This window comes from Pseudarthrobacter adonitolis (assembly GCF_055412845.1).
Genome location: NZ_JBVAYW010000001.1, coordinates 225690 through 246802 on the forward strand (window position 1 = coordinate 225690; position 21113 = coordinate 246802).

General features: G+C 62.0%; 32 protein-coding genes and 1 pseudogene. 30 read left to right on the forward strand and 3 right to left on the reverse strand.

Annotated elements, in window-relative coordinates; genetic code table 11:
- The first annotated feature begins 104 nt into the window (after positions 1-104).
- Positions 105-1295 (forward strand): elongation factor Tu, encoded by a 1191-nt coding sequence (gene tuf / locus ACZYZ4_RS01145; RefSeq protein WP_463857440.1) that lies wholly within the window; start codon positions 105-107, stop codon positions 1293-1295.
- A 227-nt stretch (positions 1296-1522) separates the two neighbouring features.
- On the opposite strand, the gene ACZYZ4_RS01150 is transcribed toward tuf, so the two are convergent.
- Entirely contained in the window at positions 1523-1981 is a 459-nt protein-coding gene (locus ACZYZ4_RS01150) for a hypothetical protein (RefSeq protein ID WP_463857442.1), read from the reverse strand.
- A gap of 33 nt (positions 1982-2014) precedes the next feature.
- Here ACZYZ4_RS01150 and ACZYZ4_RS01155 point away from each other — a divergent pair, with 33 nt between their 5' ends.
- The 3 genes from ACZYZ4_RS01155 to ACZYZ4_RS01165 all read left to right on the forward strand — a co-directional run bounded on the left by ACZYZ4_RS01155 (position 2015) and on the right by ACZYZ4_RS01165 (position 3978).
- Positions 2015-2464 (forward strand): hypothetical protein, encoded by a 450-nt coding sequence (locus ACZYZ4_RS01155; RefSeq protein WP_463857444.1) that lies wholly within the window; start codon positions 2015-2017, stop codon positions 2462-2464.
- Entirely contained in the window at positions 2442-3773 is a 1332-nt protein-coding gene (locus tag ACZYZ4_RS01160; RefSeq protein WP_463857446.1) for a hypothetical protein, read from the forward strand. The genes ACZYZ4_RS01155 and ACZYZ4_RS01160 overlap by 23 nt, the downstream gene beginning before the upstream one ends.
- 79 nt (positions 3774-3852) lie before the next feature.
- A complete protein-coding gene (locus tag ACZYZ4_RS01165) occupies positions 3853-3978 on the forward strand; it encodes a hypothetical protein (RefSeq protein ID WP_255527485.1) in 126 nt (41 codons plus the stop codon).
- Positions 3979-4015: 37 nt separating this feature from the next.
- Here ACZYZ4_RS01165 and ACZYZ4_RS01170 read toward each other — a convergent pair whose 3' ends face one another.
- Entirely contained in the window at positions 4016-5467 is a 1452-nt protein-coding gene (locus ACZYZ4_RS01170; protein WP_463857449.1) for a GH1 family beta-glucosidase, read from the reverse strand.
- 434 nt (positions 5468-5901) lie between these two features.
- Between ACZYZ4_RS01170 and rpsJ the strand changes: the two genes are divergently transcribed.
- The 23 genes from rpsJ (at position 5902) to map (ending at position 18977) form a co-directional block, all read left to right on the forward strand.
- Positions 5902-6210 (forward strand): 30S ribosomal protein S10, encoded by a 309-nt coding sequence (gene rpsJ / locus ACZYZ4_RS01175; RefSeq protein ID WP_038464699.1) that lies wholly within the window; start codon positions 5902-5904, stop codon positions 6208-6210.
- Between the two features lie 17 nt (positions 6211-6227).
- On the forward strand, positions 6228-6878 hold the full coding sequence (gene rplC, locus ACZYZ4_RS01180) for a 50S ribosomal protein L3 (RefSeq protein ID WP_056344391.1): 651 nt from the start codon (positions 6228-6230) through the stop codon (positions 6876-6878).
- 4 nt (positions 6879-6882) lie between these two features.
- Positions 6883-7506 (forward strand): 50S ribosomal protein L4, encoded by a 624-nt coding sequence (rplD, locus tag ACZYZ4_RS01185; protein ID WP_056344389.1) that lies wholly within the window; start codon positions 6883-6885, stop codon positions 7504-7506.
- Positions 7503-7808: a 50S ribosomal protein L23 gene (gene rplW / locus ACZYZ4_RS01190; RefSeq protein ID WP_018773664.1), complete on the forward strand. Its 306-nt coding sequence runs from the start codon at positions 7503-7505 to the stop codon at positions 7806-7808. The genes rplD and rplW overlap by 4 nt, the downstream gene beginning before the upstream one ends.
- Before the next feature lie 29 nt (positions 7809-7837).
- Entirely contained in the window at positions 7838-8677 is an 840-nt protein-coding gene (rplB, locus tag ACZYZ4_RS01195) for a 50S ribosomal protein L2 (RefSeq protein WP_056344386.1), read from the forward strand.
- Positions 8678-8689: 12 nt separating this feature from the next.
- Entirely contained in the window at positions 8690-8971 is a 282-nt protein-coding gene (rpsS, locus tag ACZYZ4_RS01200; RefSeq protein ID WP_011775591.1) for a 30S ribosomal protein S19, read from the forward strand.
- Positions 8972-9009: 38 nt separating this feature from the next.
- Positions 9010-9375, forward strand: a complete 366-nt coding sequence (rplV, locus tag ACZYZ4_RS01205) for a 50S ribosomal protein L22 (RefSeq protein ID WP_056344381.1) — start codon at positions 9010-9012, stop codon at positions 9373-9375.
- Positions 9376-10218, forward strand: a complete 843-nt coding sequence (gene rpsC, locus ACZYZ4_RS01210) for a 30S ribosomal protein S3 (RefSeq protein ID WP_056344378.1) — start codon at positions 9376-9378, stop codon at positions 10216-10218. It begins immediately after the preceding gene.
- On the forward strand, positions 10219-10635 hold the full coding sequence (rplP, locus tag ACZYZ4_RS01215) for a 50S ribosomal protein L16 (RefSeq protein WP_056344375.1): 417 nt from the start codon (positions 10219-10221) through the stop codon (positions 10633-10635).
- Between the two features lie 2 nt (positions 10636-10637).
- A complete protein-coding gene (gene rpmC, locus ACZYZ4_RS01220; protein WP_058931719.1) occupies positions 10638-10967 on the forward strand; it encodes a 50S ribosomal protein L29 in 330 nt (109 codons plus the stop codon).
- On the forward strand, positions 10964-11272 hold the full coding sequence (gene rpsQ / locus ACZYZ4_RS01225; RefSeq protein ID WP_056344371.1) for a 30S ribosomal protein S17: 309 nt from the start codon (positions 10964-10966) through the stop codon (positions 11270-11272). The genes rpmC and rpsQ overlap by 4 nt, the downstream gene beginning before the upstream one ends.
- A 535-nt stretch (positions 11273-11807) precedes the next feature.
- Positions 11808-12176, forward strand: a complete 369-nt coding sequence (rplN, locus tag ACZYZ4_RS01230; RefSeq protein WP_024366126.1) for a 50S ribosomal protein L14 — start codon at positions 11808-11810, stop codon at positions 12174-12176.
- A gap of 3 nt (positions 12177-12179) precedes the next feature.
- Positions 12180-12539: a 50S ribosomal protein L24 gene (rplX, locus tag ACZYZ4_RS01235; RefSeq protein WP_463857455.1), complete on the forward strand. Its 360-nt coding sequence runs from the start codon at positions 12180-12182 to the stop codon at positions 12537-12539.
- Complete coding sequence (rplE, locus tag ACZYZ4_RS01240) at positions 12539-13120, forward strand: 50S ribosomal protein L5 (protein WP_463857457.1); 582 nt, start codon at positions 12539-12541, stop codon at positions 13118-13120. Before rplX ends, rplE begins: the two co-directional genes overlap by 1 nt.
- A 79-nt stretch (positions 13121-13199) precedes the next feature.
- The gene (gene rpsH, locus ACZYZ4_RS01245) at positions 13200-13598 is read left to right on the forward strand and encodes a 30S ribosomal protein S8 (RefSeq protein ID WP_056344363.1); all 399 of its coding nucleotides are present in this window, start codon (positions 13200-13202) and stop codon (positions 13596-13598) included.
- Between the two features lie 18 nt (positions 13599-13616).
- Positions 13617-14153, forward strand: a complete 537-nt coding sequence (rplF, locus tag ACZYZ4_RS01250) for a 50S ribosomal protein L6 (protein WP_463857459.1) — start codon at positions 13617-13619, stop codon at positions 14151-14153.
- A 2-nt stretch (positions 14154-14155) separates the two neighbouring features.
- Positions 14156-14539, forward strand: a complete 384-nt coding sequence (gene rplR, locus ACZYZ4_RS01255) for a 50S ribosomal protein L18 (RefSeq protein ID WP_056344358.1) — start codon at positions 14156-14158, stop codon at positions 14537-14539.
- Positions 14536-15267 carry a 30S ribosomal protein S5 gene (gene rpsE / locus ACZYZ4_RS01260; RefSeq protein ID WP_463857461.1) on the forward strand — a complete coding sequence of 244 codons (732 nt, stop codon included), beginning with the start codon at positions 14536-14538 and terminating at the stop codon, positions 15265-15267. Before rplR ends, rpsE begins: the two co-directional genes overlap by 4 nt.
- A gap of 3 nt (positions 15268-15270) precedes the next feature.
- The gene (rpmD, locus tag ACZYZ4_RS01265) at positions 15271-15477 is read left to right on the forward strand and encodes a 50S ribosomal protein L30 (RefSeq protein WP_013601818.1); all 207 of its coding nucleotides are present in this window, start codon (positions 15271-15273) and stop codon (positions 15475-15477) included.
- Entirely contained in the window at positions 15478-15972 is a 495-nt protein-coding gene (rplO, locus tag ACZYZ4_RS01270) for a 50S ribosomal protein L15 (protein ID WP_051628706.1), read from the forward strand. It begins immediately after the preceding gene.
- 219 nt (positions 15973-16191) lie between these two features.
- Positions 16192-17502, forward strand: a complete 1311-nt coding sequence (gene secY / locus ACZYZ4_RS01275) for a preprotein translocase subunit SecY (protein ID WP_463857464.1) — start codon at positions 16192-16194, stop codon at positions 17500-17502.
- A gap of 5 nt (positions 17503-17507) precedes the next feature.
- Positions 17508-18077: an adenylate kinase gene (locus tag ACZYZ4_RS01280; protein WP_463857883.1), complete on the forward strand. Its 570-nt coding sequence runs from the start codon at positions 17508-17510 to the stop codon at positions 18075-18077.
- 72 nt (positions 18078-18149) lie between these two features.
- Positions 18150-18977 carry a type I methionyl aminopeptidase gene (gene map, locus ACZYZ4_RS01285; RefSeq protein ID WP_463857466.1) on the forward strand — a complete coding sequence of 276 codons (828 nt, stop codon included), beginning with the start codon at positions 18150-18152 and terminating at the stop codon, positions 18975-18977.
- Positions 18978-19171: 194 nt separating this feature from the next.
- Here map and ACZYZ4_RS01290 read toward each other — a convergent pair.
- Positions 19172-19405 (reverse strand): annotated as a pseudogene (locus tag ACZYZ4_RS01290) (ABC transporter substrate-binding protein); the annotation flags it as partial.
- A 64-nt stretch (positions 19406-19469) separates the two neighbouring features.
- On the opposite strand from ACZYZ4_RS01290, the gene ACZYZ4_RS01295 reads away from it, so the two are divergent.
- The 3 genes from ACZYZ4_RS01295 (at position 19470) to rpmJ (ending at position 20974) form a co-directional block, all read left to right on the forward strand.
- Positions 19470-20390 carry a P1 family peptidase gene (locus ACZYZ4_RS01295; protein ID WP_463857468.1) on the forward strand — a complete coding sequence of 307 codons (921 nt, stop codon included), beginning with the start codon at positions 19470-19472 and terminating at the stop codon, positions 20388-20390.
- A 179-nt stretch (positions 20391-20569) separates the two neighbouring features.
- Positions 20570-20791 carry a translation initiation factor IF-1 gene (gene infA / locus ACZYZ4_RS01300; RefSeq protein WP_009358723.1) on the forward strand — a complete coding sequence of 74 codons (222 nt, stop codon included), beginning with the start codon at positions 20570-20572 and terminating at the stop codon, positions 20789-20791.
- A gap of 69 nt (positions 20792-20860) precedes the next feature.
- Entirely contained in the window at positions 20861-20974 is a 114-nt protein-coding gene (gene rpmJ / locus ACZYZ4_RS01305) for a 50S ribosomal protein L36 (RefSeq protein WP_009358722.1), read from the forward strand.
- Positions 20975-21113 lie beyond the last annotated feature (139 nt).

A 21113-nucleotide genomic window follows, 5' to 3' on the forward strand; every position in this document is an offset into this window, starting at 1 on the left:
GCAATTTCACCAATCCAAAGCCCCCCAAGTAGACTTGCCTGAGTTTCTGCCGCGATAAGCGCGGTTGAAGGGTAAGTCATTTGAAAACGTTCTAGGAGGAACCTGTGGCAAAGGCAAAGTTCGAGCGGACTAAGCCGCACGTCAACATCGGCACCATTGGTCACGTTGACCACGGTAAGACGACGCTGACTGCCGCCATTTCCAAGGTGCTGTACGACAAGTACCCGACTCTCAACGAGCAGCGCGACTTCGCGTCGATTGACTCTGCTCCGGAAGAGCGCCAGCGTGGTATCACGATCAACATTTCCCACGTTGAGTACCAGACCGAGAAGCGCCACTACGCACACGTAGACGCTCCGGGTCACGCTGACTACATCAAGAACATGATCACCGGTGCTGCACAGATGGACGGTGCAATCCTCGTGGTTGCCGCCACTGACGGCCCGATGGCTCAGACCCGCGAGCACGTTCTGCTTGCCCGCCAGGTTGGCGTTCCCTACCTGCTGGTTGCGCTGAACAAGTCGGACATGGTTGACGACGAAGAACTGCTGGACCTCGTTGAAATGGAAGTTCGGGAGCTGCTTTCGGCTCAGGGCTTCGACGGCGATGAGGCTCCCGTTGTTCGCGTTTCCGGCCTGAAGGCCCTCGAAGGCGACCCCATCTGGGTCAAGTCCGTTGAGGACCTCATGGCAGCCGTTGACGAGTCCGTTCCGGACCCCGTACGTGACCGTGACAAGCCGTTCCTGATGCCGATCGAAGACGTCTTCACGATCACCGGCCGTGGCACCGTTGTAACGGGCCGCGCCGAGCGTGGAACCCTCGCCATCAACTCCGAGGTCGAGATCGTCGGCATCCGCCCGGTCCAGAAGACCACGGTTACCGGTATCGAGATGTTCCACAAGCAGCTCGACGAAGCATGGGCCGGCGAGAACTGTGGCCTCCTGCTCCGCGGTCTGAAGCGTGATGACGTAGAGCGTGGCCAGGTTGTCGTCAAGCCGGGTTCTATCACCCCGCACACCGACTTCGAGGCCAACGTCTACATCCTCTCCAAGGATGAAGGCGGACGTCACAACCCGTTCTACTCGAACTACCGCCCGCAGTTCTACTTCCGCACCACGGACGTAACCGGCGTTATCACCCTGCCGGAAGGCACGGAAATGGTTATGCCTGGCGACAACACTGAGATGACCGTTGCGCTCATCCAGCCCATCGCCATGGAAGAGGGCCTCGGCTTCGCTATCCGCGAAGGCGGCCGCACCGTTGGTTCAGGACGCGTTACCAAGGTCATCAAGTAATTCCTTGTTGATTACGGAGTTGATGGCCGTTTGACGGCCTGACGCAAAGTTTGGAACAGCCCCGCTGCTCGTGCAGCGGGGCTGTTCTTTGCTACGGTTAATCCAATCAATGGATTAACCGTGCAGGCGGGCCTGCCCCATGGAGGGGTCGCCATGACGGACGAATCTTATGAAGCGGGCTACCGCGCCGGTCACCTTCAGGGTTGGCTTGACGCCGTGGCCACGCTTCAGGCTTCAGGCCAGCCGAGGCCGGGGGCCACGCAATCGCCTAGTTCCGCCAGCGCCGAATCACCGCGGGGGGAGGGCCTGCCCTTGGGGGAGGGCGCGACGGCAGCAGTCAGCAATGTGCCTACGCCGGCGCCGTCCATCCCCGCCAACGTCCGCATCTCGACGGCGCCAGCGTCCCCTTTGGCGAGAGTTTCGCCGTTACCGCCAGAATCGTCGCCGGTACCACCTGTTCGGATGATCATCGACGCGCAGCCAGTTTCGGCGCCTGTTTCGCCTCCATCGCCCAGCGGGCCGGTGCCGCCGGGGATTCCGCCGCAAACCCCGGCCGCCTCGTTCCGGACATACCCGGAGACACCGGCCCAGCGCCAGGCCCGGCGTGAAAATCGGGACCGGCAGAACATCAATATCACGCTGTACGTGGCCAGCCTGCTGCTGGTGGCTGCCGCAGCACTCTTCATCGGTACCAGCCTCCTGGGCGGGTTGAGTCGTCTGTGTTCGCACTATTGCTGGCACTGGTGTTCCAGCAGCTCCTTACGGCTTTCCTGCAGCGCCTCGGGGTGCGGACCTTGGCGCCGCAGCCCACCCTGGTGGTCTGCGGCGTCGGGGGTGCGCTGGTCCTGGTCGGGCTGCCGTTCATAGAGACCTCGCCGGACCACGGTCTGACGGCCGTCGGCCTGCTCATCCAGCTTGCTGCGGCATTAGCTATCGGAGCCCTGCTGGTTCCACGACCGGCCACCGAACGGGACTGGGTTGCAACGGTGTGGGAAGCCTTGCCGCTGGGTATGTCCGTGGTGGCCGCGACGGTCGCGTTCCAGGCCGTTTCACAAGGCGCCGGAAACGTGGCGCTGCTTCTGGTGGTGGCGTATCTGCTCATCACGGCGACGGGTCTGCGCCTGCGCCAACACCGCCGTCCGCTGGGTGATGCGCTCACGGCTGGCTGACATCCCCTTCCAGCAGGCTGCGGTCTGGATCACCCTGGCAGGGCAGGTGTTGCTGCCGCTGGCGTACGTGACGAGGCCGGGTGGCGTCGGGCTGCTGGCGCAGGACGACGACGGCGGCCGCTGGGTAGTGCTGCTTGAACTGCTGATGCTCCTGGGCTCTGCTGTGGGGGCCGGGAGACTCTTCAGTGCCCGCGGAGCCCTTTACTTCGCCGTGTATGCGGCACTGTTCGGAGTGCTCGCCCTGGGCCCGCTCTTCACGTTCGGTGGCACGTACCTGGTATCCCCGATCCTCAGCCACACCGGAACTGCCGTGGCTCTGCTGTGTGTGGCGCTGCTCGCTGCCGGCATCTTGCAACAGCGGCAGTACGGTTACAAACCCGACGGGCCCCAGCGGAACGGTCACCAGAAGGACGGGCGCCAGGAGGACGTTGGCGCCGCGGACATCGAACACTGGCTCTGGCTGGTTACCGCTGGCTCGTTTGCTGGTGTGGGGCTGCTGATCTCGCCGTTGGCGGCCGACTGGGTGACGGGAGCGGCTGTATGGGTCCTGTCAGCCGCGTGTTTTACCGCGTCGCACGTCGAAAATCTGCCGGTCCTGTATCCGCCGGGAGCCCTGGCCGCGCTCGGCGGGTCCGTCGCCTTGGCAACGGAGGCCTATCAGGATGTCCCCGGCGTTTGGGGAGAATTCCTGCCATGGCTGACCGGCGCGGGCGTGGCTTCGGCCGCCCTCTATGCGCTGCGGCTCATGCGCCGCGGCCCGTTGCAGGCTGGGCCGGTGCGTCGTTGGTCGCTGGCCGGCGCGGCCTTCCTCGGCCTCCTCCTGGTGATCTTCGTCGGAATCCGGCACGATGCGACGTCCTGGACGGCCGCGGCCGTACTGGCCGCCGCCGTCGGAATCTCCTGTCGTGAGGCACCTCCACGGGCGCGACGGATCGCCCTGGAGGTGGGCGCGTTGCTACTGACCATGGCGGCCCAGCGTGCTGCCGTCTTCGAACTGGAGGCGCCGGGTGGTCGCCCAGGCCGGCTATTGGCCGACCTCCGCAGTCCGTTCTGGGTAATTCAGTGGTACGTGGTCCTGGCCGCTGTCCTCGGTGGCTTGCGGTACTTCTCCGGCGACCAAGCTGCCGGCCGGTGCCTGGTGGGGCGCAGCAGGGGTGGCCGCCTGCATTCTGTGGGCAATGCGCCAGTACACGTTCCTGCTGTTGGCGTTCATCGCCCTGGGGCTGATCGTCTTTGCCATCTGGCGGCTGAATCGTGGAACGACCGGTCACGTGCCGGACGCGGGGCCAGAGGCGCCCCTGGGTCCTGAGTCCAACCCGCAGTCCCGCGACGGCAGGGAACCGTCACGCCGGCACTGATACTGTTGCTGACAGCGAGAGGAGTACATCATGGGATGGCTGATTTTTCTGATCATCGCGGTTGCAGTGGTCGCCGGAGTTTTTTGGGCCAAGAAGCATTTCCGCACTGAGATTGACCGCGCCAAGCGCATCAACCGGGCAAACAAGGACAAGTAGCAGGGCCAGCACGCTTCAGCCGGCTGTTAGCCGGGGTTCAGCCGGGCGGGCCTCCGCCGGCCAGTGACTTCCGGGCCTGGCTGAGCGCCCGGTACCAGTAGAACGATTCCTTGGGAGTGCGCTCCAAGGTGTCGAAATCCACGTGCACCAGGCCGAAGCGCTGTGAGTACCCGGCCGCCCATTCGAAGTTGTCCATCAGGGTCCAGACGTAGTACCCGCGGAGGTCCACGTCGTGGGCAATTCCGCCCGGAGCCGTTGCTTCCAGGGCGTGTCGCAAGTGGCCCGCGATGTAATCGATCCGCTGCTGGTCTGGGACGGGGCCGGTGACATGCTCGGGTTCAGGGAAGCTGGCACCGCTTTCGGTGATGTAGATCGGCGGCAAGGCGTCCCCGTAGCGGTCCTTCAGCTCGCGCAGCAGGAGTCCCAGGTGCTCCGGAGCCACCGGCCAGCCGAAGCCTGTGGTGCCGTACTCGTCGAACGGCACTTGGTGGGCAGGTATCCGGACCATGGCTTCCGCCGGCACCGTAAGGTCTTCGCCGGTGCCCTGCCCGGCCGCTACTTTCACGGGCTGGTAGTAGTTCACGCCGTAGAAGTCCACGGGCTGATGGATGGTGCGCAGATCGGCGTCGGAAATCTTGCCGGACGACCGCAGCCACGGCTTGACAAACCGCAAGGAGCGGGGGTACCGGCCCAGGAGGACCGGATCGGCATAGATCCGGTTCAGCATAATGTCGAAGACCTTCGCAGCGGCCCTGTCGGCAATTTTCCGCGTTGCCGGCTGGACGGGGGAATGCAGGTTGGTCACGCCAATTCCTCCGCGGACCCCCTCCGCCCGCAGTGCCTGGGTGGCCATGCCATGCGCCAGCAGTTGATGGTGGACAGCCGGAAAAGCGTCAAGGAGGAGGTATCGCCCGGGCGCGTGGACGCCCAGGGCATAGCCATTCAGCACCACCGAGGCTGGTTCGTTGAGGGTGACCCACTGGTCTACGCGATCACCAAAGCGCCGGCCGGCCTCACCTGCGTACTCGGCGAAGCGTTCGGCGGTGGCCCTGTTCATCCAGCCGCCACGGCGCTCCAAGGGCAGGGGCGTATCCCAGTGGTAGAGGGTGGCCATGGGGGAGATGCCGGCCTCGAGCAGTTGGTCGATCAGGCGGTCGTAGAAGTCCAGGCCCTGCTTGTTGAACGCGCCGCGGCCGTCCGGCTGGATCCGCGGCCAAGAGATGGAGAAGCGGTAGGAATCCACCCCGAGGTCCCGCATCAGAGCCACATCTTCGGGCGAGCGGTTGTAGTGGTCGCAGGCCACTGCGGGGGAGTGTCCATCGATGATGGCGCCGGGTTTCTCCGCGAAGGCGTCCCAGCCGGAGGGACCTCGGCCGTCAGCGGAGAGTGCGCCTTCGATCTGGAAGGCGGCGGCGGCAACTCCCAGCGTGAACGAGCTGGGCACTCGGCCGGCCAGATCCTGGACGGAAACGTCATCTTCGACGGTCATTCCCCCATCATCCATTCGGATGTTGCCGAAGGCAATGACCCCAGACGGCGCAGGGCCGGAATGGGCGGTGGGCGGGACAGGGAGGTGTGAGCCTGCAGATTCGCTTCTGGGCGTAATATCCGGCATACTAGATGAGTTGTTCAAGCGCTTCTTCGTGTCCCGATCCGGATAATGCCGGGTGTCAGGGTCCAAGTGGAAGCCCAAACATAACCCACTCCCCATGGAACTGCGGATTTGTATGCGTGCTAAGCGCGACACGCCCGACCGCGGGGGTCGGTTACGTCGGCAGGTTGAGGAACCCGGATTCATCCGGATTCAGCTTGTGCGGCGGGTGGTAGTTCAGACTTCAAATGCTTCGGCAGCCACATGCAACAAGAAAGTGAACAGAGCAGCCCTCACCGGGAGCAGCACTAACTGAAAGAGAGTCAGGCGACATGGCGGGACAAAAAATCCGCATCCGGCTGAAGTCATATGACCACGAGGTCATTGACGTTTCAGCACGGAAGATCGTTGAGACGGTCACGCGCGCAGGCGCAACGGTAGTTGGCCCCGTGCCGCTGCCGACGGAGAAGAACATTTACTGTGTTATCCGCTCTCCGCACAAGTACAAGGACAGCCGCGAGCACTTTGAAATGCGCACGCACAAGCGTCTTATCGACATCATCGATCCCACGCCGAAGGCTGTTGATTCGCTTATGCGTCTCGACCTGCCGGCCGACGTGAACATCGAAATCAAGCTGTAGGGAGGTGCTGAGAGACTATGACCGCAACCCGTAACGTAAAGGGCCTGCTGGGCACGAAGCTCGGCATGACCCAGGTCTGGGACGAGAACAACAAGCTCATCCCCGTCACTGTGGTCCAGGCAGATTCGAACGTCATCACCCAGCTGCGCAACGCAGACACTGATGGCTACGTAGCTGTTCAGATCGGCTACGGCCAGATCGATCCCCGCAAGGTCACCAAGCCGCTGGCTGGTCACTTTGAAAAGGCAGGCGTCACGCCTCGCCGCCACGTCGTCGAACTGCGCACTGCAGATGCTGACACTTACGAGCTGGGCCAGGAGCTTTCTGTTGAGCTCTTCGAAGCCGGCCAGAAGATCGACGTTATTGGCACCACCAAGGGTAAGGGCTTCGCCGGTGTTATGAAGCGTCACGGCTTCCACGGTGCTCCCGCCTCACACGGTGCTCACAAGAACCACCGTAAGCCCGGTTCAATCGGTGGCGCATCCACCCCGAGCCGCGTCTTCAAGGGCATGAAAATGGCCGGCCGCATGGGCGCCGTTCGTCACACCACGCTGAACCTCACCGTTCACGCTGTTGACGTCGAGAAGTCGCTGCTCCTCATCAAGGGTGCCGTCCCCGGCGCCCGCGGCCAGGTCGTACTCGTACGCACCGCCGTGAAGGGAGCCTAGTTCAATGACTAGCACTGTCAAGGTTGACCTGCCTGCAGAGATCTTCGACGTTCAGACCAACGTGCCGCTGCTGCACCAGGTCGTCGTAGCCCAGCTCGCTGCTGCTCGCCAGGGTACCCACAAGACCAAGACCCGCGCCGAGGTTTCCGGTGCAGGTCGCAAGCCGTTCAAGCAGAAGGGCACCGGCCGCGCCCGTCAGGGTTCAATCCGTGCTCCTCACATGACCGGTGGTGGCGTAGTCCACGGTCCCACACCGCGTGACTACAGCCAGCGCACCCCCAAGAAGATGATTGCTGCTGCACTGCGCGGCGCACTGTCTGACCGGGCCCGCAACGGACGCATCCACGTTGTTGCCGAACTGGTGGAGGGCACCAAGCCGTCCGTCAAGAACGCACTGGCAACGCTGCGCGGAGTTTCCGAGCGCAAGAACCTGCTGGTTGTCATCGAGCGCGCCAACGATGTTGCAGCACTTTCCGTGCGCAACCTCGCCGGTGTTCACGTTCTGTACGCAGACCAGCTGAACACCTACGACGTACTCGTCTCTGACGACGTTGTCTTCACCAAGGCTGCCTACGAAGCATTCGTTGCTGACCGGGCAGTAGCAAAGAACGAGGAGGATGCCAAGTGAGTGCAGCCACCATCAAAGACCCGCGCGACGTCGTGCTTGCACCCGTCGTATCGGAAAAAAGCTACGGCCTGATCGATGAGGGCAAGTACACCTTCCTGGTGGACCCCCGCTCGAACAAGACCGAGATCAAGCTGGCCGTGGAGAAGATTTTCTCCGTCAAGGTCGAATCGATCAACACCATCAACCGTGCCGGTAAGCGCAAGCGCACCAAATTCGGATGGGGTACCCGCAAGAACACCAAGCGTGCAATTGTGAGCCTCAAAGAAGGCACCATCGACATCTTCGGCGGTCCGCTCTCGTAGCGGAGACCACTTTAACGAGGAAATAAATTATGGGAATCCGTAAATACAAGCCGACTACCCCGGGCCGTCGTGGCTCGAGCGTAGCGGACTTCACCGAAATCACGCGGTCGACGCCGGAAAAGTCGTTGGTACGTCCGCTGCCCAAAAAGGGCGGCCGTAACAACTCCGGTAAGATCACAACCCGTCACAAGGGTGGTGGCCACAAGCGCCAGTACCGTCTGATCGACTTCCGTCGCCACGACAAAGACGGCGTCAACGCCCGCGTTGCCGAAATCGAGTACGATCCGAACCGTACGGCTCGCATCGCCCTCCTGCACTACGTTGATGGCACCAAGCGTTACATCATCGCCCCGAACAAGCTCTCCCAGGGTGACGTCGTTGAGGCAGGTTCCGGTGCTGACATCAAGCCCGGTAACAACCTGCCGCTGCTCAACATCCCGGTTGGTACCGTAATCCACGCAGTTGAACTGCGTCCGGGTGGCGGCGCCAAGATGGGCCGCTCCGCCGGCGCGTCGATCCAGCTTGTAGCCAAGGAAGGCCGCTTCGCCCAGCTGCGTCTGCCTTCCGGCGAAATCCGCAACGTTGACGTGCGCTGCCGCGCAACCGTCGGCGAGGTCGGCAACGCCGAGCAGTCGAACATCAACTGGGGCAAGGCCGGCCGCATGCGCTGGAAGGGCGTTCGCCCGACCGTCCGTGGTGTCGCGATGAACCCGGTTGACCACCCGCACGGTGGTGGCGAGGGTAAGACGTCCGGTGGACGTCACCCCGTCAACCCGAACGGTAAGCGGGAAGGCCGCACCCGGCGTCCCAACAAAGAGAGCGACAAGCTTATTGTTCGTCGCCGTCGTACTGGCAAGAACAAGCGATAGGAGCCTGGACACATGCCACGCAGCCTGAAAAAAGGTCCTTTCGTTGACCAGCACCTCTTTGTAAAGGTAGCCAGGGAAAACGATAAGGGCACCAAGAACGTCATCAAGACCTGGTCCCGCCGTTCGATGATCATCCCCGACATGCTCGGGCACACGATCGCCGTACACGACGGACGCAAGCACATTCCGGTGTTTGTCACCGAGTCGATGGTCGGGCACAAGCTCGGCGAATTCGCTCCCACGCGGACATTCCGCGGCCATGTCAAGGACGACCGTAAGGGCAAGCGCCGCTAGGCGCCTGCACTTACGTCAAAGACGAGAGAAGGAAAGCAATGGAAGCCAAGGCAATTGCGCGTCACATCCGCGTAACGCCTATGAAGGCCCGGCGCGTCGTCAACCTTGTTCGTGGTAAGCAAGCGAATGAGGCTCTGGCAATTCTGAAGTTTGCCCCCCAGGCAGCTTCGGAGCCGGTATTCAAGGTAGTACAGTCGGCAATCGCAAACGCCCGGTCCCTCGCGGACCGCGACGGTGTTTCGTTTGACGAAAGCGACCTCATCATCAGCGAAATGTTTGTTGATGAAGGCCCGACCATGAAGCGGTTCCAGCCGCGTGCCCAGGGTCGTGCATTTCAGATCAAGAAGCGCACCAGCCACATCACTGTGGTAGTCGCTACACCTGAGAAAGAGGAGGCTCGCTAAGTGGGACAGAAAGTTAACCCGCACGGGTTCCGACTCGGCATCACCACCGATCACGTATCGCACTGGTTCGCTGACAGCACCAAGCCCGGACAGCGGTACAAGGACTTCGTTCGCGAAGACATCCGTATCCGCCAGCTCATGTCAGTTGGCATGGAGCGCGCCGGTATCGCCAAGGTTGAGATCGAGCGCACCCGTGACCGTGTCCGCGTGGATATCCACACGGCACGTCCCGGCATCGTTATCGGCCGCCGCGGCGCTGAAGCAGACCGCATCCGCGGCGAGCTTGAGAAGCTGACGGGCAAGCAGGTCCAGCTGAACATCCTCGAGGTCAAGAACCCCGAGATGGAAGCTCAGCTTGTTGCCCAGGGCGTTGCTGAGCAGCTGACTTCCCGCGTGGCTTTCCGCCGTGCGATGAAGAAGGCCATGCAGTCCGCTCAGCGTGCAGGTGCCAAGGGCATCCGTATCGCCTGCTCCGGTCGACTGGGTGGCGCAGAAATGTCCCGCTCGGAGTTCTACCGCGAAGGCCGTGTGCCCCTGCACACCCTCCGTGCGAACATCGACTACGGCTTCTACGAGGCCAAGACCACCTTCGGCCGCATCGGCGTGAAGGTCTGGATCTACAAGGGTGACGTCACCGCCAAGGAACTGGCTCAGCAGGCAGCTGCTGCTCCGTCCCGTGGCCGCGGTCCCAGCGACCGTCCGGGCCGCCCGGGTGGCGCCGGCGGCGCTGACCGTGGTGACCGCCGCCGTCGTACCGACCGTCCGGCAGCAGAGGCAGCTCCGGCTGCCGAAGCTCCGGCAGTTGAGGCTGCACCTGCTGCAGTAGAAGGAGGACAGGCTTAAATGCTTATCCCACGTCGAGTCAAGCACCGTAAGCAGCACCACCCGGGTCGTTCCGGCGCTGCTACGGGCGGCACCAAGGTCTCCTTCGGTGAGTGGGGTATCCAGGCACTGAGCCCGGCATACGTCACGAACCGTCAGATCGAGTCTGCCCGTATCGCGATGACCCGCCACATCAAGCGTGGCGGCAAGGTCTGGATCAACATCTATCCGGACCGTCCGATCACCAAGAAGCCTGCCGAAACCCGCATGGGTTCCGGTAAGGGTTCGCCGGAATGGTGGGTCTCAAACGTCAAGCCGGGCCGGGTTCTCTTTGAGATCTCCGGCGTCGAGGAATCGGTAGCTCGCGAGGCACTTCGCCTGGCAATCCACAAGCTCCCGTTGAAGGCACGCATTTTGCGTCGCGAAGGTGGTGAATAGAAATGGCAGTAGGATCCAAGGAACTTGCATCCGCACAGCTGGACACGTTCGACAACGAGCGCCTCGTTGAAGAACTCCGTAAGGCTAAGGAAGAGCTGTTCAACCTGCGTTTCCAGTCCGCCACCGGTCAGCTGGAGAACCACGGTCGTCTGCGCGCGGTAAAGAAGGACATCGCACGCATCTACACCGTTCTCCGTGAGCGCGAGCTGGGCATTCGTGCCGAGGTTGCCGCGCCGGTTGTGGAAGCCAAGGAAGAGAAGAAGTCCAAGAAGGCTGCAACCAAGAAGGCCGAAACGGCTGAAACGGTTGAGGCCGAGGAGGATGCCAAGTGAGTGAAAAGGACGAGAACGTGACGGAAACTGTTTCCGCAGCAGCGACGGCTGGCGAACGCGGTGACCGTAAGACGAAGCGTGGCTACGTAGTCTCGGACAAGATGGAAAAGACCATCGTTGTCCAGGTAGAAGACCGCGTAAAGCACGCTTTGTACGGCAAAGTCATCCGCCGCAACACGAAGATCAAGGCTCACGACGAAGAGAACAGCGCCGGCATCGGCGACCTCGTTCTCCTCGCCGAGACCCGCCCGCTGTCCGCTACCAAGCGGTGGCGTCTGGTCGAGATCCTCGAAAAGGCTAAGTAACACCCCGCAGCCTGCTTGCAGGTACTGCACCGGAAACCCCCGTTCCCTTTCTGGGAGCGGGGGTTTTCCGCGTTCGGTTGCGGTTGGGCTGGCTGGGTATGTCACGTGGGGCACGGTTTTGGGGACTGCCCGACGGCGGGAGGCCTGTTTTTCGGGGGAGTGGCACCGCCGGTGGGCCGAAAGCGTGCCGTGCGTGACGCCGTCGTGCTTGCCGGCTCTAGAAGGCGGCGGTAGTGCGGCGGCCGCCGGTGTGTGATATGGGAGTTGGCCCCAACTGTGCTAGGATATTGAGTTTGTATGGCGCCCTCTGTGCGCCGTTATCAACCTCGTAAACAATCGTGCCACGGCATAGTGCCCCCTAGTGCTTCGGACCTGTCCGGATCCGTCTGGGAAGCAAATGTTTTTGGCACGGGCGTTTAGGCCTGGTCTGGCAAAATCCAGGCAGGTCAAGAGACACCCCGATCAACCGTTCCGCAAGGCTCATTCCGTAGGAAGATTTTCGGTCTGAGAACCGGCGCGACGCAAGGAGTAAATAGTGATTCAGCAGGAGTCGCGACTCAAGGTCGCCGACAACACGGGTGCTAAGGAAATCCTTACCATTCGCGTTCTCGGTGGATCTGGCCGTCGCTACGCAGGCATTGGCGACGTCATCGTCGCTACCGTCAAGGATGCAATTCCGGGCGGCAACGTAAAGAAGGGCGATGTTGTTAAGGCAGTCATCGTCCGTACCAAGAAGGAACGCCGCCGTGCGGATGGTTCCTACATCAAGTTTGACGAGAACGCAGCTGTGATCCTGAAGGCTGACGGTGACCCCCGCGGTACCCGTATCTTCGGACCGGTTGGTCGTGAACTTCGTGACAAGAAGTTCATGAAGATCGTTTCTCTGGCTCCGGAGGTGCTCTAGTCCATGGCTAAGATCAAAAAGGGTGACCTCGTTCAGGTCATCACTGGCGCCAAGGCTGAGCGCGGCGGCGACAAGGGTAAGCAGGGCAAGGTTCTGCGCGTATTCCCGGAGACCAACCGCTTGTTGGTTGAAGGCATTAACCGCGTAACCAAGCACACCAAGGCCGGTCAGTCGCAGCGCGGCACCAAGACCGGTGGCATCGAGGTCGTAGAAGCTTCGATCCACATCTCCAACGTGGCTCTGGTTGACCCGTCCACCAAGAAGCCCACCCGCGTCGGTTTCCGCACCGAGACCGTTGAGCGCAATGGCGTGAAGCGCGAAGTGCGTGTCCGCGTGGCCAAGAGCTCCGGGAAGGACATCTAATGACTGAGACTCTCGAGACTCCGGCAACGAAGATCGTTCCTCGTCTGAAGACCAAGTACGCCGATTCCATCAAGAGCACGCTCGTTGAGGAATTCAAGTACAGCAACGTCAACCAGGTTCCCCGCCTGGTGAAGGTCGTTGTGAACATGGGTGTTGGAGATGCCGCTAAGGACTCCAAGCTGATCGACGGCGCTGTCCGCGATCTGACCCTGATCACCGGCCAGAAGCCGCAGGTAACCAAGGCCCGCAAGTCGATCGCACAGTTCAAGCTGCGCGAAGGCATGCCCATCGGCGCACACGCAACTCTGCGTGGAGACCGCATGTGGGAATTCCTGGATCGTCTGGTCACGCTGGCTCTGCCCCGTATCCGCGACTTCCGCGGCCTCAGTGGCAAGCAGTTCGACGGCAACGGCAACTACACCTTCGGTCTGACCGAGCAGGTTATGTTCCACGAAATCGACCAGGATTCCATCGACCGCGTACGCGGCATGGACATCACGGTCGTAACCACCGCCAAGACCGATGACGAAGGCCGCGCGCTGCTCAAGGCGCTTGGTTTCCCGTTCAAGGCCGAAAACTAATCTAACTACATAACAGGTCTTTCGCTGATGCTTCACGCAGCAGCGAGGAAACCGTTATGAGGAAGGGCAAGAGCCCAAAATGACAATGACAGATCCTGTCGCAGACATGCTTACGCGTCTGCGCAATGCAAACTCGGCATACCACGATTCCGTGTCCATGCCGTACAGCAAGCTCAAGGCACGCGTTGCCGACATCCTGAAGGCTGAAGGTTACATCGCCTCCTGGAAAGAAGAAGACGCTGAGGTTGGCAAGAAGCTGACCCTCGACCTTAAGTTCGGTCCGAACCGCGAGCGTTCAATCGCTGGCGTTCGTCGTATTTCCAAGCCGGGCCTGCGTGTTTACGCAAAGTCCACCAACCTCCCGCACGTGCTCGGTGGCCTGGGTGTCGCAATCCTGTCCACCTCTTCCGGCCTCTTGACTGATAAGCAAGCCGGCAAGAAGGGCGTGGGCGGCGAAGTCCTCGCCTACGTCTGGTAACGGGAAAGGAAGAGAATAATGTCACGTATTGGACGTCTCCCCATCACCGTTCCCGCCGGCGTTGAGGTCAAGGTTGACGGCTCTGTCGTCAGCGTCAAGGGTGCCAAAGGCGAGCTGAACCACACTGTGGCCAGCCCGATCGAGGTTTCCCTGGAAGCAGAGACCCTGACTGTCGCCCGCCCGAACGACGAGCGCACCTCCCGTTCACTCCACGGCCTGACCCGCACCCTGATCTCCAACATGATCGAGGGCGTTACCAAGGGCTACGAGAAGAAGCTTGAAATCGTTGGTACTGGTTACCGCGTTCAGGCCAAGGGATCTGACCTTGAGTTCGCTCTCGGCTACAGCCACCCGGTAAATGTCACCGCACCGGACGGCATCACCTTTGCAGTTGAGACCCCGACCAAGCTCTCTGTTTCAGGTATCAACAAGCAGCAGGTCGGCGAGGTTGCTGCCAACATTCGCAAGCTGCGGAAGCCGGACCCCTACAAGGGCAAGGGCATCCGCTACGCAGGCGAAGTCATCCGCCGCAAGGTCGGAAAGGCTGGTAAGTAACCATGGCCATCTCAATTAACAAGAAGCGTACGAACAAGAGCAAGTCTGCTTCGCGCAGCCGCCGCCAGCTTCGTATCCGCAAGCGCATCTCCGGCACGGCTGTACGTCCTCGTCTGGTCGTCAACCGCTCCGCACGCCACGTATTCGTCCAGGTTGTCGATGACACCAAGGGCCTGACCGTAGCAAGCGCCTCCACACTGGAAGCCGACCTTCGTGCATTCGAAGGCGACAAGACCGCCAAGGCCAAGCGCGTTGGCGAGCTCGTTGCCGCTCGTGCCAAGGCCGCCGGTATCGAAGCTGTTGTCTTCGACCGCGGTGGTAACAAGTACCACGGCCGGATTGCCGCCGTCGCTGACGGTGCACGTGAAGGTGGGCTGTCACTGTGACGGAAGCAAACAAGGAAAAGGACACTGTGTCTGCAGATCAGAAGGCGACTGAAGCCGTAGCTGCTCCGGCCACCGAGACCACTGCGCCCGCAGCTGCTGCCGATGACCGCCGTGGTGGCGCTCGTCGTGGCGAGCGTGGCGACAAGGGCCAGGGCCGCGGAGACCGTGGTGGCCGTGGTGGCCGCGATGGTGGCCGCGAAGCCGAGAAGAGCCAGTTCATTGAACGCGTCGTCACCATCAACCGCGTTTCCAAGGTGGTCAAGGGTGGTCGTCGCTTCAGCTTCACCGCTCTGGTCGTCGTTGGTGACGGTAACGGCATGGTCGGCGTGGGCTACGGCAAGGCTAAGGAAGTTCCTGCCGCTATCGCGAAGGGCGTTGAAGAGGCCAAGAAGTCCTTCTTCCGCGTTCCCCGCATTGGCAACACCATCCCGCACCGCGTTCAGGGTGAGGCCGCTGCCGGCGTCGTAATGCTGCGTCCGGCTTCCGCCGGTACCGGTGTTATTGCCGGTGGTCCGGTCCGCGCCATCTTGGAGTGCGTGGGCATCCACGACATCCTCTCCAAGTCGCTGGGTTCCTCCAACGCCATCAACATCGTTCACGCGACGGTTGCTGCGCTGAAGCAGCTCGAAGAGCCGGCAGCTGTGGCAGCACGCCGCGGCCTGCCGCTGGACGAGGTTGCTCCGCCGGCAATGGTGAAGGCAATCCTGAACCAGAAGGCGGGTGTCTAAGCCATGGCTAAGAACCTGATTCCCTCCGACTCGCAGTTGGAGATCACTCAGATCAAGTCCGCCATTGGCGGCAAGCAGAACCAGCGCGACACCCTTCGGTCCCTCGGCCTGAAGCGGATCGGACACACCGTTGTCCGCACCGCCGACGCCGTGACTGTTGGAATGCTCAACACGGTTCCGCACCTGGTAAAGGTAGAGGAGGCGAAGTAAATGGCAGAGAAGAACACCGCCGAAAAGGCTCAGGGCGCCGCTGCTGAGAAGCAGAACGCACTGAAGGTTCACCACCTGCGTCCCGCCCCGGGTGCCAAGACCGCCAAGACCCGCGTTGGTCGTGGTGAAGGTTCCAAGGGTAAGACCGCTGGTCGCGGTACCAAGGGTACGAAGGCCCGCTACCAGATCAAGGCTGGCTTTGCCGGCGGCCAGCTGCCGCTGCACATGCGCCTGCCGAAGCTGCGCGGCTTCAAGAACCCGTTCCGGGTTGAGTTCCAGGTTGTAAACCTGGACAAGCTCAACGAGCTGTTCCCGGAAGGTGGCGCAGTCACCGTGGAGAACCTGGTCGAAAAGGGTGCCGTTCGCAAGAACCAGCCCGTCAAGGTGCTTGGCACCGGCGACATCACCGTCAAGGTTGACGTCACCGCCCACGCATTCTCGGCCAGCGCCGCAGAAAAGATTGCTGCAGCAGGTGGAAGCACCACCGCTCTCTAGTAGACGGTGGGCGAATGCCCGTTGTGAACTCCCGGTGTGCAAGGCCCCCAGGGCCCTGCACGCCGGGAGTTTTTCGTATCCGCCTGCCGACTATTTCCGCCCGTTCGCCGCACGCGCCGCCTCTCGGATTATTCGCATGGCCAATCCACCCGTTAGACTCGGTTGTTGGGATTTATTGACCCCCATCACACCACGCTTATAAACAACACAGGAGGACGCTTGCTTAGCGCATTTGGCCGGGCCTTTCGCACGCCTGATCTGCGACGCAAGTTGTTGTTCACGCTGGCAATCATCACAATCTTCCGCTTGGGTGCATTCATCCCCTCGCCTGGTGTGAACTACCAGAATGTCCAGCAATGCTTGCAGAACGGTCAGACCGCTGGCGGGCTCTATCAGCTCGTCAACCTGTTCAGCGGCGGTGCCTTGCTTCAGGTGTCCATCTTCGCGCTGGGCATCATGCCGTACATCACGGCCAGCATCATTGTGCAGCTGCTCCGGGTGGTCATTCCCCGGTTCCAGGAGCTGTACGAGGAGGGCGCCTCCGGGCAGTCCAAGCTCACCCAGTACACTCGGTACCTCACCATTGCCCTGGGCCTGCTGAACGCAACGACGCTGGTGTCGCTGGCACGTTCAGGCCAGTTGCTTCCAGGCTGCGCACTGCCGATCATTCCTGATGACAGCATCATCACCACCATCCTGCTGATCATCACGCTGACCGCCGGTACCGGGCTCATCATGTGGATGGGCGAACTCGTCACCGAAAAGGGTGTGGGCAACGGCATGTCGCTGCTCATCTTCACCTCCATCGCGGCAACGTTCCCCACGTCACTGGGCGCCATCTGGAGCTCACAGGGCCCGGGTACGTTCTTTATGGTCCTGGTCATCGGCCTGGTGACGGTTGCCCTGGTGGTCTTCGTTGAGCAGTCCCAGCGCCGTGTCCCGGTGCAGTACGCAAAGCGGATGATCGGACGCCGGACCGTCGGCGGCACCAGCACCTACATCCCCATCAAGGTGAACATGGCAGGTGTGATCCCCGTGATCTTCGCGTCGTCCATGCTCTACCTGCCGGGACTGATCTCACAGTTCAACCAGCCAAAAGCCGGCGAGGAACTCGCGCCGTGGGTTGAGTGGATCAACAACAACCTGACCCGAGGAGACCATCCGATCTACATGGCGCTGTACTTCGCCATGATCGTCTTCTTCACCTACTTCTACGTCGCCATCACCTTCAACCCTGAAGAGGTCTCCGACAACATGAAGAAGTACGGCGGTTTCATCCCGGGTATCCGTGCCGGAAAACCGACCGCGGACTACCTGCAGTACGTGCTCTCCCGGATCACGCTGCCCGGCGCCCTTTACCTGGGCTTCGTGGCGCTGATTCCGTTGGTGGCTCTGGTACTGATCAACGCGAACCAGAACTTCCCGTTCGGTGGCACCTCGATCCTGATCATGGTGGGCGTTGGCCTTGAAACCGTCAAGCAAATAGATGCGCAGCTACAGCAACGTCACTACGAAGGGCTTTTGCGATGACGAAAATGTTGATTATTGGACCCCCCGGTTCCGGAAAAGGAACGCAAGCGGAACGCATTTCCGAACGCCTCGGCGTCGTAGCGATTTCCACCGGTGATATCTTCCGCGCCAACGTGAAGGGCGAAACTCCTCTTGGCATCGAGGCCAAGAAGTACATGGACGCCGGGGACTTCGTTCCGGACAGCGTCACCAACAAGATGGTCCGCGACCGCCTCAGCGAGTCCGACGTCGAAAACGGCTTCCTTCTGGACGGCTACCCGCGCACCACGGCGCAGGTGGACTACCTGGACGGTATCCTCGCGAACAGCGAAGATAAGCTCGACGTCGTCCTGCAGCTCACGGCCGACGACGAGGAACTCGTCTCCCGCCTGCTGGGCCGTGCCAAGGAAACTGGCCGGAGCGACGACAACGAAGCCGTGATCCGCCACCGCCTGGACCTGTACCACGAGCAGACCGAGGCCGTTGTGGCCAAGTATGCCGAACGCGGCATCCTGACCCAGGTTGACGGCATCGGCGGCATCGACGAGGTCACCGACCGCGTGATGCAGGCCATCAAGGCAGCCCAGACCGCCTGAGCCCCGCAACAAGCTTTTTTCGAGGCTCCTCCCGGCATCCGGGAGGAGCCTCAGCCATTGAGAGGACACACCATGGCCTTCGGCCAGCCCCGTATCGAATACAAGACCAACGCCCAGATGCGCATCATGCACGACGCCGGGCTGGTGCTGAGCCGTGCGTTGGACGCAGCCGTGGCGGCCGCCGCTCCCGGCGTCACCACCAAGCAGTTGGACGACGTCTTCGCTGCTGTGCTGAACGAAGCGGGCGCCAAGTCGAACTTCCTCGGCTACCACGGTTTCCCCGCAACCGTCTGCACCTCCGTGAACGAGGAAGTGGTGCACGGCATCCCCGGCGGCAAGGTCCTCAACGACGGCGACATCATTTCGATCGACGGCGGCGCGATTGTTGACGGCTGGCACTCCGACTCTGCACGGACCGTCATTGTGGGCAAGGCCGACCCCGAGGACCAGCGGCTCTCCGACGTCACCCAGGCCGCGATGTGGCGCGGCATCGCAGCGCTGGCCACGGGAACCCACGTGGGGGACGTCGGCTCAGCCATCGACGACTACGTCTCCTCCGTGCCGGGCAAGCCGCTGGGCATCCTGGAGGACTATGTGGGCCACGGCATCGGCTCCGAAATGCACATGGCCCCGGATGTACTGAACTACCGCACCAGCCACCGAGGCCCCAAGATCAAGCCCGGACTGTGCCTGGCCATCGAGCCCATGCTGGTCCGCGGCAGCATCGAAACCGCCGTGCTGGACGACGACTGGACCATTGTGACCACCGACGGCAAGCGCTCCTGCCAATGGGAGCACTCGGTTGCCGTCCACGAAAAGGGGATTTGGGTACTCTCAGCCCCCGACGGCGGAGCGGAGCACCTGGTGCCGCTCGGCGTCGTACCCGTCCCGATCCCGTAGGTCCGCCGACGCGCAAAAGCTCCGCCGACGCGCAAAATCCCTGTCGCTACCTGAATACCGGTAGCGGCAGGGATTTTGCGTGTCGCAGGCCACCCAGCGCATCGTCAGCGAAACCGCAGCGGATGTCCGGTACGGCGACGCCGGGGCTTCGACTCCGGTGATCGGTTGGGGAGCGAGATCCAGCCCGTCCAGCGTCAGGCATTGAGCTTCGGCTTGATGTCCTTGGTGTAGATTCCCTCCAGCGTCGCCTTCAGCTCGGTCATGGTGGCCTTCACGTCGCCCAGCTGGGTCAGGATCTTGGCGGCAGCCTTGGCCATCTGGTCCATGGCGATCTTGATCTGCGGGATCTTGGCCAGCACGGCGGTCATGTCAGCGGACGTCCGCGTAGGCATGTAGCCGGTCGCAGCCGAGAACGCCGCTGTGTTCTCCCGGTGATCGAGCCCGCCGAGCTCCAAGCTCAACCACAGGGGACCCGCAGGGCAGAATGGTGCCATGGGAGCAATCACGGATGTGCCTGGGATTAGGGTTGGCCACGCGCAGAAGTCCGACGACGGGTGGCTGACTGGCGTCACCGTGGTGCTGCCGTCGCCTGGCACCGTCGGGTCGGTGGACGTCCGGGGCGGTGGCCCGGGTACGCATGAGACTGACGCCCTGGATCCCACCACGCTGGTGTCCACCGTGGATGCGGTTGTCCTCACCGGCGGCAGCGCGTACGGGCTCGCCTCGGCCCACGGGGCGCAGCGCTGGTGCGAGGAGAACGGCAGGGGCTTCGCCGTCACCGGGGGAGTGGTGCCGATCGTTCCCGCCGCCGCGATCTTCGACCTGGGCCGGGGCGGCGACTTCTCAGCGCGCCCGACGGCGGACATGGGCTACGCGGCGACCGCCGCCGCTGCTGCCGAAAAGGACGGGCACGCCGTCGGACGCGGCAGTGTGGGCGCCGGCACCGGAGCGATGATCGGACGCGGACAGTTCAAAGGGGGAGTGGGGACGGCATCGGTCACGCTCGAGAACGGCGTGGTTGTGGGGGCGCTGGCCGTGGTGAACGCGCTTGGGTTTCCGATGCTCGACGGGCGGCAGGAGCCGCAACCCTCCGCGCGCTCGGTCGTGCCGCCCCACGAGCCCCCTGTATTGAACACGACATTGGTTGTTGTGGCGACAAACGCCCTGCTCGATGTCGCCGAATGCTATCGGACTGCTTCTGCGGCGCATGCTGGATTGGCTCGCGCGCTGAACCCTTCGCACACCCTGGCCGACGGGGATACTGTCTTCTGCATCGCTACCGGAGGTGTGGCACTGGACCGGAGTACTGAAACTGCCCGGCAGGTGAGTCTCATTACCCTGCAGAGTGCGGCTGCCGACGTCGTACGCCTGGCGATCCTGGACGGGATTTCGGCAAGCTCCATTACCGGGTAGGGTGTGCACTTTCATTATGCAGTTGGACTTTCTACACACTTACAGTAGAGTTGTCTGTTGGTTGTCTGCCCAGCTGTGCCCTGTTTGGGGCCGGAGGCGATAACCGATCCAACAAAAACGTTCGTGGTCATGTCCGGTGCAATCCGGCAGGGCTGCGGCAACAACAGTTAGCGGAGGGTATGGCCAAGAAGGACGGGGTCATTGAGATCGAAGGCGTTGTGACTGAGGCGCTGCCTAACGCGATGTTTCGCGTTGAGCTGACCAACAAGCACATCGTACTCGCGCACATCTCAGGCAAGATGCGCCAGCACTACATCAGGATTCTCCCTGAGGACCGGGTAGTGGTGGAACTGAGCCCTTATGACCTCACTCGGGGTCGTATCGTCTACCGCTACAAGTAAATTCTGGGCGGCCTCAGCATGAGCTGACGGCTGCTCCAGTTGACCAACTGCCACACGCAAAGGAATGCCATGAAGGTCAAGCCGAGCGTCAAGCAGATCTGCGAAAAGTGCAAAGTGATCCGCCGTAATGGCCGGGTCATGGTGATCTGCGAGAACCCGCGCCACAAGCAGCGCCAGGGCTAATTTCCCTCCTGAGGGAAATCCTGGGTTGCTAACCCACGCAAGTAAATAAAGGCAGCACAAGCTGAATTGGGACGTATGAGCCCGGACAGCTAACCCCCGGTCGGAGGCTGGGGCCGCACAGAACGTGCGGGTGTACTGC